16 protein-coding genes are annotated in these 14,766 nt (G+C 65.0%); 5 read left to right on the top strand and 11 right to left on the bottom strand.

What is annotated here, in order from left to right:
• Window positions 1–37: 37 nt before the first annotated feature.
• The gene (locus tag XH88_RS07365) at window positions 38–1,693 is read right to left on the bottom strand and encodes a fumarate hydratase (protein WP_271614742.1); all 1,656 of its coding nucleotides are present in this window, start codon (window positions 1,691–1,693) and stop codon (window positions 38–40) included.
• A gap of 200 nt (window positions 1,694–1,893) precedes the next feature.
• On the opposite strand from XH88_RS07365, the gene XH88_RS07360 reads away from it, so the two are divergent.
• The 3 genes from XH88_RS07360 to XH88_RS07350 all read left to right on the top strand — a co-directional run bounded on the left by XH88_RS07360 (window position 1,894) and on the right by XH88_RS07350 (window position 3,444).
• Window positions 1,894–2,373 (top strand): hypothetical protein, encoded by a 480-nt coding sequence (locus XH88_RS07360; protein ID WP_271614741.1) that lies wholly within the window; start codon window positions 1,894–1,896, stop codon window positions 2,371–2,373.
• 96 nt (window positions 2,374–2,469) lie between these two features.
• Window positions 2,470–2,652 (top strand): hypothetical protein, encoded by a 183-nt coding sequence (locus XH88_RS07355; protein WP_271614740.1) that lies wholly within the window; start codon window positions 2,470–2,472, stop codon window positions 2,650–2,652.
• A 117-nt stretch (window positions 2,653–2,769) separates the two neighbouring features.
• Window positions 2,770–3,444 (top strand): methyltransferase family protein, encoded by a 675-nt coding sequence (locus XH88_RS07350; RefSeq protein ID WP_271614739.1) that lies wholly within the window; start codon window positions 2,770–2,772, stop codon window positions 3,442–3,444.
• Between the two features lies 1 nt (window position 3,445).
• On the opposite strand, the gene XH88_RS07345 is transcribed toward XH88_RS07350, so the two are convergent.
• From XH88_RS07345 to flgB, 10 genes are all read right to left on the bottom strand, one after another.
• Window positions 3,446–4,153: a glutathione S-transferase gene (locus XH88_RS07345; protein WP_271614738.1), complete on the bottom strand. Its 708-nt coding sequence runs from the start codon at window positions 4,151–4,153 to the stop codon at window positions 3,446–3,448.
• Window positions 4,154–4,237: 84 nt separating this feature from the next.
• Window positions 4,238–4,918 (bottom strand): lectin, encoded by a 681-nt coding sequence (locus XH88_RS07340; RefSeq protein WP_271614737.1) that lies wholly within the window; start codon window positions 4,916–4,918, stop codon window positions 4,238–4,240.
• Window positions 4,919–5,065: 147 nt separating this feature from the next.
• Window positions 5,066–6,040 (bottom strand): Tim44 domain-containing protein, encoded by a 975-nt coding sequence (locus XH88_RS07335; RefSeq protein ID WP_271614736.1) that lies wholly within the window; start codon window positions 6,038–6,040, stop codon window positions 5,066–5,068.
• Window positions 6,041–6,296: 256 nt separating this feature from the next.
• Entirely contained in the window at window positions 6,297–8,879 is a 2,583-nt protein-coding gene (cckA, locus tag XH88_RS07330; protein ID WP_271614735.1) for a cell cycle histidine kinase CckA, read from the bottom strand.
• 155 nt (window positions 8,880–9,034) lie between these two features.
• A complete protein-coding gene (flhB, locus tag XH88_RS07325; RefSeq protein ID WP_271614734.1) occupies window positions 9,035–10,114 on the bottom strand; it encodes a flagellar biosynthesis protein FlhB in 1,080 nt (359 codons plus the stop codon).
• A gap of 9 nt (window positions 10,115–10,123) precedes the next feature.
• Window positions 10,124–10,894 (bottom strand): flagellar biosynthetic protein FliR, encoded by a 771-nt coding sequence (gene fliR / locus XH88_RS07320; RefSeq protein WP_271614733.1) that lies wholly within the window; start codon window positions 10,892–10,894, stop codon window positions 10,124–10,126.
• Between the two features lie 17 nt (window positions 10,895–10,911).
• Complete coding sequence (gene fliQ, locus XH88_RS07315) at window positions 10,912–11,175, bottom strand: flagellar biosynthesis protein FliQ (RefSeq protein ID WP_027534765.1); 264 nt, start codon at window positions 11,173–11,175, stop codon at window positions 10,912–10,914.
• Window positions 11,176–11,331: 156 nt separating this feature from the next.
• Window positions 11,332–11,640 (bottom strand): flagellar hook-basal body complex protein FliE, encoded by a 309-nt coding sequence (gene fliE / locus XH88_RS07310; protein ID WP_271614732.1) that lies wholly within the window; start codon window positions 11,638–11,640, stop codon window positions 11,332–11,334.
• 16 nt (window positions 11,641–11,656) lie between these two features.
• Window positions 11,657–12,082, bottom strand: a complete 426-nt coding sequence (gene flgC, locus XH88_RS07305) for a flagellar basal body rod protein FlgC (protein WP_271614731.1) — start codon at window positions 12,080–12,082, stop codon at window positions 11,657–11,659.
• Between the two features lie 18 nt (window positions 12,083–12,100).
• Window positions 12,101–12,502: a flagellar basal body rod protein FlgB gene (gene flgB, locus XH88_RS07300; protein ID WP_271614730.1), complete on the bottom strand. Its 402-nt coding sequence runs from the start codon at window positions 12,500–12,502 to the stop codon at window positions 12,101–12,103.
• Window positions 12,503–12,865: 363 nt separating this feature from the next.
• Between flgB and XH88_RS07295 the strand changes: the two genes are divergently transcribed.
• Both XH88_RS07295 and fliP read left to right on the top strand, forming a co-directional pair.
• Window positions 12,866–13,840, top strand: a complete 975-nt coding sequence (locus XH88_RS07295) for a flagellar biosynthetic protein FliO (RefSeq protein ID WP_271614729.1) — start codon at window positions 12,866–12,868, stop codon at window positions 13,838–13,840.
• Window positions 13,837–14,592 carry a flagellar type III secretion system pore protein FliP gene (fliP, locus tag XH88_RS07290; protein ID WP_271614728.1) on the top strand — a complete coding sequence of 252 codons (756 nt, stop codon included), beginning with the start codon at window positions 13,837–13,839 and terminating at the stop codon, window positions 14,590–14,592. Before XH88_RS07295 ends, fliP begins: the two co-directional genes overlap by 4 nt.
• Window positions 14,593–14,766 lie beyond the last annotated feature (174 nt).

Below are 14,766 nucleotides of genomic sequence, written 5' to 3'. Positions count from 1 at the left end.
TCTCCCTCGCCCCGCTTTCGCGGGGCGAGGCGAAGAGCTAGCCCAGGTTCAGCTCCTTGAAGAAGTCGTTGCCCTTGTCATCGATGATGATGAACGCCGGGAAGTCGACGACTTCGATCCGCCAGATCGCTTCCATGCCGAGCTCGGGATATTCGAGCACCTCGACCTTCTTGATGCAGTGCTCGGCGAGATTTGCCGCCGCACCGCCGATCGAGCCGAGATAGAAGCCACCATACTTCTTGCAGGCCTCGCGTACCGCGGGCGCGCGGTTGCCCTTCGCCACCATCACCATCGAGCCGCCGGCGGCCTGAAACTGGTCGACGAAGGAATCCATGCGGCCCGCGGTGGTCGGACCGAACGCGCCGGAGGCGTAGCCCTCGGGCGTCTTGGCGGGACCGGCGTAATAGACCGGATGGTTCTTGAAGTAGTCCGGCAGCGGCTCGCCCTTCTCCAGGCGCTCACGCAACTTGGCATGCGCGCTATCGCGCGCGACGATCATGGTGCCGGTCATCGAGACCCGCGTCTTGATCGGATGCTTCGAGAACGTCGCGAGGATGTCCTTCATCGGTTGGTTGAGGTCGATCTTGACGACCTCGCCGCCGAGCGACTCTTCGACCTCGGGCAGGTATTGCGCCGGATTGTGCTCGAGCTCCTCGAGATAGACGCCGTCCTTTGTGATCTTGCCGAGCACCTGGCGGTCCGCCGAGCAGGACACCCCGAGCCCGATCGGCAGCGAGGCGCCATGACGCGGCATGCGGATCACGCGCACGTCGTGGCAGAAATACTTGCCGCCGAACTGGGCGCCCACGCCCAGGCTTTGCGTCATCTTGTGGATTTCCTTCTCCATCTCGACGTCGCGGAAGGCGTTGCCGTCGGGCGAGCCGTGGGTCGGCAGCGCATCGAGATAGCGGGCCGACGCCAGCTTCACCGTCTTCATGCAGAGCTCGGCCGAGGTGCCGCCGATCACGATAGCGAGGTGATAAGGCGGGCACGCCGCGGTGCCGAGGGTGAGAATCTTCTCCTTCAAGAAGGCGAGCAGCCGGTCCTTGGTCAACACCGAAGGCGTCGCCTGGAACAGAAAGCTCTTGTTGGCGGAGCCCCCGCCCTTCGCCATGAACATGAACTTGTAGGCATCGTCGCCCTCGGCGTAGATCTCGCACTGCGCCGGCATGTTGTTGGCAGTATTCTTCTCCTCGTACATCGAGAGCGGCGCGACCTGCGAGTAGCGCAGGTTACGGCGCAAGTAAGCATCGCGCGCGCCTTCCGACAGCGCCGCCTCGTCGTCACCGTCGGTGATGACGTTGCAGCCCTTCTTGCCCATGATGATCGCGGTGCCGGTGTCCTGGCACATCGGCAGCACGCCGCCGGCCGCGATGTTGGCGTTCTTCAAGAAGTCCAGCGCCACGAACTTGTCGTTCGGGCTCGCCTCGCCGTCCTCCAGGATCGCGCGGAGCTGCTTCAGATGGCCGGGCCGCAGGTAATGGTTGATGTCGCCAAAAGCCGCTTCCGACAGCGCGCGCAGCGCCTCGCGCGACACCACGAGCATGTCCTTGCCGAGCACCTTCTCGACCCGCACGCCCTCGGTCGAGATCTTCTTGTAGGGCGTCTCGTCCTTGCCCAGCGGGAACAGCGGGGTGTGCTTGTAGGGCGGAACGGGCTTGGACTGGTCGGGAAAGGCGGTCGGAGCGTTCATGGGGCGATCTCGGGTTCTGGAGCCCTCGCGGGGCCTCTAAGCGTAGAAGCGTTCTAAGCTTTTTTGCCGCAAAGGGAAGGCGTTCCGGCGCGGCCGGGCATCCCGATTCAGTGCCATCTGGGCCATTTTCCGGGACCGGGCTGCCCCTTGCGCTTGGCGCGCGGCGACGGTTGAATGCGCGCCCTAAGGGGCTTTTCATCATGATTTCCAGACTGCACGTCCGCGGCGCGATCCTGGTCGCCGCCGCCATCATCGGCCTTGTGACCCTCGCCGCGCCCGCGCGCGCCGACCAGTGCGACGACATCGCCAGGCAGCTCGCCGGCGGCATCGACGGGCTCAAGGTCAACTTCAAGGCCGCCAACATCATCTACCTCACCCACCCGGCAGCGAAGGAGCTGTCGCTCGGCTGCCGCTCGCGGGGACAGGCCTATTCCAACGAGCTCTATGCCAAGGGCGACCGCAAGCCGACGCCGCAATTCTATGATCTGGTGGCGTCCGCGGCCGCGATCATCTTCACGGTGACGAAGGATGACACCACGACCGGCGCGACGCGCTGCCTGAAGCGCATGGGCCTGTTGCGCGGCGACAAGGTCACCATGCGCTACAAGCGCCTCAACATGGAATGCACCCGCACCAAGACGGAAGCCGCGATCGCGATCACGCGACCGAAGGACGAGTAAGGTCCGCCAGATCCCTCGCATTTTAGCGATCGGCTTGAAGGAAATTTCGTCTCCTCCGGCGCAGGGTCAATCGTTCCCACCTGTGAGGATTTGTGGATGAGCGTTTCCAGCGTTTCGACCGTTGCTCCGCCGCCGATCGCGATCGTGGTTCCGAGCTACGACACGACCAAGCCGTCGGACGACCAGACCAAGACCGGGGATAATGACCCGACCAATCAGCCGACGCCGCCTGCGCCGCTGCCTCCGGGCCAGGGCACACGGATCGATCAGCTCGCCTGATCGGTCCTGCCGACGGAAGATCGCCCGATCCTGACGATCGGGCCTTTCGCGTGTCCGGCCCCATCTTTGCCCGATAGCGCGGCCACACTCGTGCGAGACTGCCCGGGGAAACCGCGCATGATCGCCCGCCTCTTGCTGCAGAACACGATCTTCGTCATCGCGATGGGCGCATTGTTGTTCGCCTCCGCGGGCACGCTGCGTTGGCCGTCGGCCTGGGTGTTCCTCGTCACCTCGGCTCTGGTCGGCCCGCTCTGCGGCTGGTGGCTCTACCGGATCGATCCGGGGCTATTGGCAGAGCGGCTTCGTCCCGTGATCCAACGGGACCAGCCGGGCGCCGACAAGGCCTTCATGATCACCTTCATGGCGGCCATCCTGGTCTGGCTCATTGTCATCGGTCTTGACCGGCGCGCAGTTGCCTCAAATGTACCGCTCGCATTGCAGGCCCTGGGCTTCGTGCTGTACCTCGCCTGCACGCTGTTCACGATGTGGGTATTCCGCGAGAACTCGTTCGCCGCGCCGGTGGTGAAGCTGCAGGCTGAGCGCGCCCAACACGTGATCTCATCAGGGCCTTACGCCTACGTCCGGCATCCCATGTACAGCGGCATGCTGATGTTCTTCGTGGGTGTGCCGCTGGGTCTCGGCTCGTGGTGGGGCCTTGCGATCGCACCGCTCCTCGTCCTGTTGATCGCAGTCCGCATCCGCATCGAGGAGCGCACGCTGACCGCGGGGCTATCAGGCTATGCCGACTATGCGGCACGGGTGCGCTATCGCCTGATCCCCGGCGTGTGGTGATTCATGCATCCAGCTCCTTGTAGCGTCGGAAGATGCCCTGCTCGTTGAAGGGAATGCGGCGCTCGCTTGCGAGATAGGCCTCGATGTTCGGCCGCGCCGCTACACGGCCGTGCAGACCGACGAGGCCGGAGATGGTCTTCTCGAACAGCTTCATGCGCTTGGGAAAGGCGTAGCGCAGCCCGTCGACGATCTGGAACAGCGAGAGATCGACGTAGGTGAGACGACGACCGGTGACATACGCGCCGCCATTGTCGTCGAGGAGCTGCTCGAAATAGCCGAGATATTTCGGCACGCGCTCGTCCCAGAATTCGGCGGTGCGCTTCTTCGCGGGCGGCTTCTGGTCTTCGTAGTACAGCGACGGTCCGAGCGGATGATGGGTGTCATGGATTTCGACAACGAAATCGGTGATCGTCAATTGCAGCTGATGCACCCACAATTGTCCGGCTTCGGTCTTCGGCGCGAGCCCGTGACGGGCGCCGAGGTAGAACAGAATGTTCGCGGTCTGACCGATCAAGAGCTTGCCCGCTTTCAGGAACGGCGGCGCAAAGGGCGGCGTACCCTTGCCCGCGTCCATCATCTTCATCATCGCAGCCGAGCCGCGAGGCCCGCGCGCGACGTCGACGTAGTCCGCGCCCGCCTCCTCCAGCGCCAGCCGCACATATTCGCCGCGTCCCTGGATCTCGGGCCAGTAGTAGAGCTCATAGGTCATGAGACGGTCCTTTGAAGCGCGCTGGACAAGCCTAGCACGCGACGCAAGTTCCGTCGTCACGCACTCCCGGCAATGCCGGGACGCTCAATTCGCCGCGAAGCAATACAACAGACCGTCGCCCCCGGTGCTCTTCAGATCGGCCTGCGAGCAGCCGCCGTCGGGACCGCGCGACAGGTGGGAGCTGTTCCAGGACTTTGAGGGCTCGTCGTCGCGCAGGCCCTGACGATCGGCATGGCCGACGACCGCCGCGCCTTGCGTGCTCGACGTCCAGTTCTTGCAGGTCTTGTCGTCGCCCGCAGCAAAAGCGGTGCCGTCCGCTTGCGACCCCGTGAGAATATCGTGTCGGTTCGGCGTGTCGCCGCGTCCGTTGATGACCTCGCCCTTCTCGCTGAGCGCGGTCTGCTTGGTGAGATTGTTGGCTGCGCTGTGCAGTTCGGCAACGTCCTTGGCGATCACCACGCCCTTGGCGTTCTGCCAAGGTCCCTTGCCGATACGGTCCCTTGCATTGACGGCCGGCTTGCCGTCGGCCGCCTGCGTCGAGAGATAGGCGCGCCACGTCTTGGTGCCGGCGCCGCTCGTTTGCGCCAGCTTCTGGCAATGCGCATCGGCGCCATCAAGGCCGCCAAGGTCGGCGCCCTTGCCCGGGCCGGTGGACGTCACAAAGAATGTCATGTCGGCCGTCTGCGCGTGCGCCGTTGGCGCGGCAAGCAGGGCCACGGCGAGCCCGAGGCCTGACATCGTCATGGATCTTTCGATGCGGATCATCTTGTCCTCCCGGAGTGCTTGTATTTGGCCGCCTGATGTCAACCCGACGCGCGCCCGCTTATTCCGGCGCCGCAATGCGAAACCACCAAAAGAAAAGGCGCCGTGCTGAAAGCACGACGCCGCCTTGGTTTCTCATGTTGCAGGCGATCAGTTGGTCTGCTGGATCGCCGACAATTCCCAGGGGCTGCCCGGGCGGCGGGCAAAGGTCCAGACCTCGGTGACTTCGCCGGGCTGCTCGCTGCCGGCGACGATCGCGCCGGTGTTGCGGTCGACGGTCTTGTCGGTGAGCGCGAAGCGCATCGCCACGGTCGCATAGTCGGTCTCGCCTTCGCGCCAGGCTTCCGCGAGATCGCCCTGGAGCAGCTTGACGTTGGTCACCTTGTTGACGGCGTTGCGCGCGCGGTTCTGGGCAAGATCCTGCTCGAAATAGGAGACCATTTCCGGCGTCGCCAGCGTGTGCAGCTTGGCCACGTCCTCGTTCGACCACGCCGACTGGATGTCGCCGAGCAGGCGCTCGAACGCCTCGTAATCGTCAGGCTTGATCTCGAGCGGCGCGTTGTTGGCGCCGAAGCCGAAGCCGCCGCCAAGCCCGCTGCGATAGCTCGCCTGCGGTCCCGGAGCCGCGCCGGCATAGGCTGCCTGCGGCGCGTTGCGGCGCTGCCACCAGGACATCGCCAGCCGCACCACGAACACGATCAGCACGATCTGGATGATCAGGCCCAGGATCGACGACAGGCCGCCGAGGCCGCCGAACAGGCCGCCGCCGAACAGCATGCCCAGAAGCCCTGCGCCGAGGAAGCCGGCCGCAAGCCCGCCGAGGAAGCCGCCGCCACGGCCGAACAGGCCGCCGCGCGAAGGCGCAGCCGTGTTGAAGCCGCCGCCCGGCTGGCTGTAGGTGCGGTTGAATTGCGAGGTCGAGCCCGGCGCGGTCGTGGTCGACGGCGGGGCCGAGAAGGTCCGCGAACCGCGCGAACCCGACGAGAAGCCGCCACCGACGCGGGCATCAGCGGAGGAGATCGCAAGCGCCGTCGGCAGCGCCAGCGCCAGAACGACAGCGATCGTCTTCACGAGGCTGCGGGACCATTGCGAGAAATTCATGTGCGTTTCCCAAATCCCCGGCATGGGGACGTGCCAGTAAGATGGGCAGGCCTCACGAAAAGGGAAGCCGGTTCCGCGACTTATAACTGCGGCCCTCGGTCGCGGGGAAGCGGCAAAAACCGAGATTTGTCGGGGATTTGGCCCGGTGCGGGGAGCTGTGGTCGCCGGTTACCGGCGGTCTCGCGGCCGGAGTTCCGCTCTTTCCGCTGTCATTGCCGCGGAAAGACTCTGGATTGCTTCGCTATGCTCGCAATTGTGCAATGACGGAGCATGAGGCGCCTCACCCCTGCTTCGTCATCGTCTCCTTCACCGCCGCGACGAGCTGGCTGAGCGTGAACGGTTTTGGCAGGAAGTCGAATTGCTGCCCCTCGGGCAGGCTCTTCTCGAAGGCATCCTCGGCATAGCCGGAAACGAAGATGAAGCGGATATCCGGGTTCTTTTCCCGCATCGCCTTGAGCAAGGTCGGCCCGTCCATCTCCGGCATCACGACGTCGGAGACGACGAGATCGATGGCGCCGCTCTGCTCCTCCAGCACGTCCATGGCTTCGACGCCGTTCTCGGCCTCGACGACGGTATAGCCGCGCGAGCGCAGGCCGCGGGCGTTGAGCGCGCGCAGGCCCTCTTCATCCTCGACCAGCAGAATGGTGCCCTGTCCCGTGAGGTCGGTGCGGGGCTTCGCTTCCGCGGCAACGGGCGCGGCTTCTTTCGCGGCACCATTGGTCGCGGTCGCCGCCGCGGGCTGCTCGACCTGCACTTCCGGCTCGGCGTGATGGCGCGGCAGGAAGATGTGGAACGAGGTGCCCTGCCCCGGCTCGGAATCGACGTAGATGAAGCCGCCGGTCTGCTTGACGATGCCGTACACGGTCGAAAGACCGAGACCGGTGCCCTTGCCGACTTCCTTGGTCGAGAAGAACGGCTCGAAAATCTTGTCGCGGATGTCGGCGGGGATGCCGGTGCCGGTGTCGGCCACTTCGATCCGCACATAGTCCGCCGCCGGCATGCCCTTGTAGGCGAGCTTGCCGGCCTCGTCGCTTCCGACATTGGCGGTGCGGATGATCAGCTTGCCGCCATCGGGCATGGCGTCGCGCGCGTTCACCGCGAGGTTCACGATCACCTGCTCGAACTGGGAGACGTCGACCTTGACCGGCCAGAGGTCGCGGCCGTGGATCAGGTCGAGCTTGACCTTCTCGCCGATCAGCCGGCGCAGCAGCATGGTGAGATCGCTCAAAGCATCGCCGAGATCGAGCACCTGCGGCCGCAGCGTCTGCCGGCGCGAGAACGCCAGCAGCTGCCGCACCAGGGTCGCGGCGCGCGTCGCGTTCTGCTTGATCTGCATGATGTCCTGGAACGACGGATCGGTGGGCTTGTGCGCGTTCAGCAGGAAGTCGTTCGCCATCATGATGGCGGACAGCACGTTGTTGAAGTCGTGGGCGATGCCGCCGGCGAGCTGGCCCACCGTCTCCATCTTCTGCGACTGGTTGATCTGGTTCTCCAGCGCGCGCCGCTCGGTGGTCTCGAGCATGTGGACGATCGCAGCTTCCGCGTCGTTCTCGGCGGCGTCGACCGCCGTGACGAAGAACTGGCCCCAGCGTTCCTTGGGTCCCTCCAGCGCCACCTCGACCGGCGCGATGTCGGCCTGGCCTTCGGCAGCCTGGTTGATCGCAGCGATCACCAGATGGCGGTCCCGCGCATTGATGGCGCGGAAGATCGACTTGCTGGCACTGTCGAGCCCGAGGCCCTGCGCGAGCTTGGCGTAGCGCGCGTTCGCGCGCACGACGTTGCCGGCGCGATCGACGGTGGCGATCGCCATCGGCGTGTGGTCGAAGAAGCGCATGAAGCGCACTTCGGCGGCGCGGTCGGGGTCGCTGCGCTCATCGCGGGCCCGGCTGATGACGAGCGTGCGCGACGGGCCCGGCGCGCCGTCGGCGCCGAAGGCAAGCTTGTGATAGAGCCGGACCGGCATGGTCTTGCCGGAGCGCATGCGCAGATCGATGTCGAAGACTTCGGTCTTCACCTCGCCCGGCACCGCCACGATCGCGCTCAGCAGCGACGCGCCGTCGCCGGAGACGATGTCGGCGAGCCTCAAGCCGCCGGAGCCGATCTCGGCGAGGTCGTAGTCGAGCCAGTTCGCGAGCGTCGCGTTGACGTAGGCGAGCTCGCCGGCGGCATTGACCGAGAAGAAGCCGCAGGGCGCATGATCGAGATATTCGATCGCGTGCTGGAGCTCCTGGAACACGTCCTCCTGGCGCTCACGATCGCGGGTGATGTCGGCGATCGACCACACCGCGTATCTGGCCTCGCGCTTGCCGTTGCCGAGCGGGCGCACCCGCATGCGCAGCCAGCGGCCCTGATTGCCGTCATGGCCGGAGATCCGCACTTCCTCCTGCTGCCGTTTTCCCTCGCGCGCGGCCTTGAGCAGCCGGAACACGGCTTCCGAGACGTCGGGGTTGCCGATGAAGACGCGCTCGACCGGGCGCACGTCCTGAGGGCCACTGGCACCGGTCAGCGTCAGATAGGCGGAATTGGAATAGACCACGTGGCCGCGCGCATCGGTCACCGCGAGCCCATCGAACGCGTGATCGGAGATCCGGGCGATGATGGGATCGTCGAGATTGCGGTCGGCGAAGCGGACGATGCCGGCGGCGAAGGCGAACAGGTTGAACAGGCCGATCATGGCCAGCACGGCGAGGATGCCGAGGATATAGGGCTGCGCCTGCGCGCGCCCGAGCGTCATCAGCCCGATCGCAACCGCGACGAGGCCGGTGGCCACCAGCAGCACCAGCGCAATGCTGCCCGAGCGCGGCGACGGCTCATGCGCCGCAACGGGCTCGCGTGACAGGTCGTGGTCGGTCTCGGCGGTCATTTCACGCTGGTGCAGCCTGTCGGCAGAGAATCAACGCGCCGTGGGGCACGTCGGGTCCTCCCTGCCTGAATCGGACCCGCAGACGCAAGGGCGCCAGGAAGGAAAGGTACGCTGATTCCCAGTTTACAGCCATTTCCGGTACTTTTCGGGGGGTTTTATTGCCGAGCGGCACTAAAACCGCGCTTCATCCGCATGACGTAGCCGATGACTTCGGCCACCGCATGATAGTGCTCCATGGGGATTTCCTGGTCGATCTCGACGGTGGCGTAGAGCGCGCGGGCCAGCGGCACGTTCTCGACGATGGGAATGTCGTGCTCGCGTGCGATCTCCCGGATCTTGAAAGCGAGGTTGTCGACGCCCTTGGCGACGCAGATCGGGGCCGACATGCCGCGCTCGTAGGAAAGCGCCACGGAATAGTGGGTCGGGTTGGTGATGATCACCGAGGCCTTGGGAACCGCGGCCATCATGCGCTTCTTGGAGCGCTGCTGCCGCAATTGCCTGAGCTTGCCCTTGATGTGCGGGTCGCCTTCGGACTGCTTGAACTCCTCCTTGATTTCCTGGAGCGACATCTTCTGCCGCTGGAACCAGCTGCGATACTGAAAGAAATAGTCGCCGATGGCGATGATCGCGAGGGCTGCGACCACCGCGCCGAGCAGATGGACGGTCAGGCCGGTGGCGGCGCCCAGCATGGCCATCGGATCGAGCTTGACCATCGCCTCCATGCGGTGCCGCTCCGGCCACAGGACCGTGGTCATGACCGCGCCGAGCACCACGAGCTTGCCGATGCCCTTCAGGAAATTGACCCCCGCCTGCTTGCCGAAGATGCGCTTGAGGCCGGCTGCCGGCGAAAGCTTGCTGAATTTGGGTTTGAGGGATTCGCCCGACCACACCAGCCGATGCTGGAGCATGTTGCCGGCAATGGCCGCGATCACCAGCATCAGCAGCGGCACGCCGACGGCAGCCAACACGGCGACTTCGATCTGCTGCATCAGCCCGAGCAGGTTTCCGGGATCGGTTTTGATCATCCAGGAATTGGCCAGCAGATTGCGCATCGGCGTCAACAGGCCGCTGCCGACCGAGCCCGAGAAGGTCGAGACCACGAGCGTGCCGCCCGCGATCATGAACCAGGTATTGATCTCCTGGCTTTTGGCGACGTCGCCGCGTTCGAGCGCCTCTTCGAGACGTTTTTGCGTCGGGTCTTCTGTTTGACTTTCTGGATCGTTGTCTTCCGCCATGTAGCGCCTTTATTTCAACGGCATCATCTGGTGCATGACACCGATGAAGTAGTCGAGATAGGTGCCCATCATCGCCGTCAGCACCACGGCCAGCACCATGAATCCAGCGAAGATCGACAGCGGCACGCCGACGAAATAGACCTGCATCTGCGGCATCAGCCGCGCCATCACGCCGAGGCCGATGTTGAAGACGAGGCCGAACACCAGGAACGGCCCCGACAGCTGCAAGCCGAGCAGGAAGGCAGCGGAGAAGGCGCGCGTGGCCAGCGAGGCAACGTCTCCGCTCGACACGGTCTCGCCCGGCGCGAAGATCGAATAGCTGTCGTTCAGCGCCGCGATCACCAGATGATGGCTGTCGGTGGCGAACAGCAGGGTCACGCCGAGCATCGTCAGGAAGTTGCCGACCAGAACGCCCTGCTGGCCCTGCGTCGGATCGACCGAGGTGACGAAGCCGAGCCCCATCTGCTGTGCGATCACGGCGCCTGCGACCTGGAGCGCCGCAAGCGTCACGCGCGCGGTCGCTCCAAGCACGATGCCGATCACGATCTCATGCAGCATCAGGACCAGCATCGGCGCGAGCGAGCCCATGTCGACGTGGTAGGCGTTCCGATGCAGCGGCAGGATGATCAGCGTCAGAACCAGCGCGATCGACAGTTTCACCCGGGTCGGGATATTGGTCTCGCCGAGCCCCGGCAGCAGCATCACCATTGCGCCGACCCGGGCGAAAGCGAGCATGAAGGCCGCGGCAAGCGCCGGCAGCAGCGAGACGTCGATGCGCATGACGTCCGCATTGTGCCTCAGCCGCCGATGATTCGCGACGAGATCCGCAGCATGTGGGAATGGAGGGCGTCCGCCATGAAGGGGAGCGCCAGCAGCATCGTGGCGAAGATGGCCAGGATCTTCGGCACATAGACCAGCGTCTGCTCCTGGATCTGCGTCAGCGCCTGGAACAGCGACACGATCACGCCGACCACGAGCCCGACCACCATCAGCGGCGAGGACACGATCACGATGGTCCAGATTGCATCGCGGGCGACGTCGAGGGTTTCAGGTCCGGTCATAGCAGAATTCCTTTATTCAACCTTCATCCCCACCAAACCTGGTGAGGAACGATTGCCCTCTCCTCGTCATTGCGAGCGCAGCGAAGCAATCCAGACTGCCGCCGCGGAAACACTCTGGATTGCTTCGCTACGCTCGCAATGACGGCGGAGGCCCGATCAGATCGGCATCTTCATGATGTCTTCATAGGCCGCGATCACGCGGTCGCGGACCGAGACCAGCGTCGACACCGCGACGTCGGTGTCGGCGACCGCCGTCACCACGTCCATCACGTTGGCCTTGCCGTTGGCCATCGCCACGGTCTGCGCGTCGGACTTGCGGCCGGACTCCAGGACACTGCCGACGGCGTCCTTCAGCAGCGAGGCAAAGGACTGCCCGTTCGGCTCGCTGCCCTTGCCGGCGCCGGCATTGTCCAGCACACGCGCAAGGTTGGCATAAGCATTGGCTGCGATTGTCGGTGTTGCCATGGCCTGGGAATTCCTGTCAGGTCTTGAGGATGTCGAGCGTGCGCTGGATCATGCGGCGCGTCGCACTGATGATGTTGACATTGGCCTCGTAGGACCGCTGCGCATCGCGCATATCGGTCATCTCGACCACCGAATTCACGTTGGGATATTTGACGTTGCCGCTCGCATCGGCCGCCGGATTGTTCGGTTCGTATTTGACGCGGAAGGCGGACTGGTCGGGCTTGATTCTGCCGAGCGTGACGACCTGCGCTTCGAGCGTGCGGTCGAGCGCCGAGGAGAACGTCGGTACCTTTCGCCGATAGGGATCGCCACCTGCGGTCTGCGAAGTCGAGTCCGCATTCGCGATGTTTTCCGAGATCACCCGCATCCGCCCGGCCTGTGCCCGCAACCCGGAGGTTGCGATCGCCATGGAACGGGCAAAGTCACTGCTGTCATTCGCCATGATGAGACTCCGCTAACTCTAGCCCTTGCCGATCGCGGTCTTCAGAAGATGCAGGCTCTTCGCATAGAGCGAGGTCACCGCCGCGTAATCCATCTGGTTGTTGGCGGATTTCATCATCTCCTCTTCGAGATTGACGGCGTTGCCCGCAGGGCGGGTCTCGAAACTCGCATTCCTGTTCAGGTCGAAGGTCGAGGCGCCGGAGGGCGTCATGTGAGAGGCGCTGGTGACGGTCATCGCCAGGGGCCCCATCGAGCTCGCGGGCGTGCCGGTCTTGTCGAATTTCGGCTCGACCAGCTCGCGCGGCCGGAAATTGGGGGTGTCGGAATTGGAGACGTTCTCGGACAGGACACGCTGGCGTTCCTGGTGCCACTGCATCTTGGTGCGAAGCGCCGACAGGACCGGGAGATCGTTGATGGACATCGTTGCGGCTCCTTCCGCCTCGCAAGGAGCCCCAAGTGCAAACCCTGGCTCCGAGCTAGGCAGAATTTGCCGCGTGTATGGTTAACAAGTGGTTAAGGCACGGCCGATGCATGTCTCCGATCGAGGCATAAAATGCGCCTCGTGATTCGCCCTGTTCCAAAAACCGCATTAACCCAACCGCTTGGCGGCCTGCGCACAGGCCAAGAAGTCGTTTTGGATCGGACGATTCATAGGTTATTAAGAGTTGGGGACGGCAAAACTTGCCGTGGGACGTTAAGAAATCGCAGTTTTGGGGCATCGCAGGCCGATGGTCGGCACATCCGACCATAGGCACGACGAAAGCGCCATTTACCGGGGACAGGTATGAACGGTAGCCCTATCACCTTCATCGTCGCGTTCATCGTCGTTCTGGCGTTGATCGCCGTCGCGGCGTGGCTGGTCCGCCGGTTCGCGACCACCCGGCTCGGTGCCAATACCCAGCGCGGCAGGATGCCCCGGCTCGCCGTGATCGACGCCGCCGCGGTCGACGGCCGCCGCCGCCTCGTGCTGGTCCGCCGTGACAACGTCGAACATCTGCTGATGATCGGCGGTCCGACCGACATCGTCGTCGAGCCGAACATCGTCCGGGCAGCGGCTGGCCGCGACCAGATTCCGCAACGTCCCAGTGCGGCCGAGGCGCCTCGCCTCGCTCCGATGCCCGATGCCGGCAGCTGGGCCGACGAAGCACCGCGACCCGAAGTGCTCGACCATCCCGAGCCGCACATGCCGGAGCCGCCGCCGCGGCCCGCACGTCCCTCTTTCGCCGATGAGGTCCGTCGGCCGGCGCCCACCCTGGCCGAACGCCGCGGCGAGCCGCAGCTCGGCGGCTTCTCGCCTGAACCGATGCCGCCGCGTCTCGAGCGCGAGCCTCGTCCCGAGCCGATGCCGCCGCGCATTGCCCGCAACGAGCCGCCTCCGATGCCGCGCCCGCCGCGCCAGAGCGAGCCGGTGAAGGTGCCGCCGGTGCGGGCCGAGCGCGCCGCCGCGCCGCCGCCGCCCGTGCCGCAGGCCTCGCCTGGATTACAGGCGCCGCCGCCGGCCCCTGTGGCCGCCGCGCCGTCGAGCGCTGAACAGAATCTCGCCGAGATGGCCCAGCGCCTCGAGGCGGCCCTGCGCCGTCCGGCCGGTGAGGCCATCGCTCCGCCCGTTGCACCGGACGCGCCTCCCCCGCGGACCGCGCGCAGCGAGCAGCCGTCACCTCCGGCCCCGCCGGCCAAGCCGGCCGCGGAAAAGACCAGCTTTGAAAATCTCGAAGACGAGATGGCCTCGCTGCTCGGCCGTCCGAAGCCGTCTTCGTGAGGCTGCCGTCCTTCCCGCGTAGAGTTCTTGTCCCTTCTGTTCTGATCACCGCGGCCTTGCTCGCCACCCCTGCGCACGCGCAGGACATCAGCATCAATCTCGGCGGCCAGGGCGGTGGCGGCGTCACCGAGCGCGCGATCCAGCTGATCGCGCTGCTCACGGTGCTGTCGATCGCGCCGTCGATCCTGATCATGATGACCTCGTTCACGCGCATCGTGGTCGTGCTGTCGCTGCTGCGCACCGCGATGGGCACGGCGACCGCGCCGCCCAACTCGGTGATCCTGGCGCTGGCGATGTTCCTCACCTTCTTCGTAATGGGACCGGTGCTGCAGAAATCCTACGACGATGGCATCCGCCCGCTCGTCGCCAACCAGATCGGCGTCGAGGACGCGCTTCAGCGCGCCTCCGTCCCCTTGCGCGGCTTCATGCAGAAGAACGTGCGCGAGAAGGACCTGAAGCTCTTTCTGGATCTGTCGGGTGAACCGCCGCCGGCGACACCCGACGAGCTCGCGCTGCGCATTCTCGTCCCCGCCTTCATGATCTCCGAGTTGAAGCGCGCCTTCGAGATCGGCTTCCTGCTGTTCCTCCCCTTCCTGATCATCGATCTCGTCGTCGCCTCGGTGCTGATGTCGATGGGCATGATGATGCTGCCGCCGGCAACGATCTCGCTGCCGTTCAAACTGATTTTCTTCGTGCTGGTCGACGGCTGGTCGCTGGTGGCGGGAAGCCTGGTGCAGAGTTACGGGGGGTAGTGCCGAATGCACCGTCGCGGCCGACCCTGGCAGCAGGGTTTTCCGGCGACGCAGCGCCGTTGCGCATGATGACATCATGCCGGTGTTTTGCCCGACGAGTCAAATCTATTTCGCAAAATCCGTATTCAATCGCAACCTCGGCCAACCCCCTGATTCGGTTGCTGCCGTCTACTG

Source organism: Bradyrhizobium sp. CCBAU 51627 (assembly GCF_028128765.1).
Taxonomy (GTDB): domain Bacteria; phylum Pseudomonadota; class Alphaproteobacteria; order Rhizobiales; family Xanthobacteraceae; genus Bradyrhizobium.
Note: the sequence above shows the minus strand (reverse complement) of the source record. Positions and strands in the feature narration are given on the sequence as shown.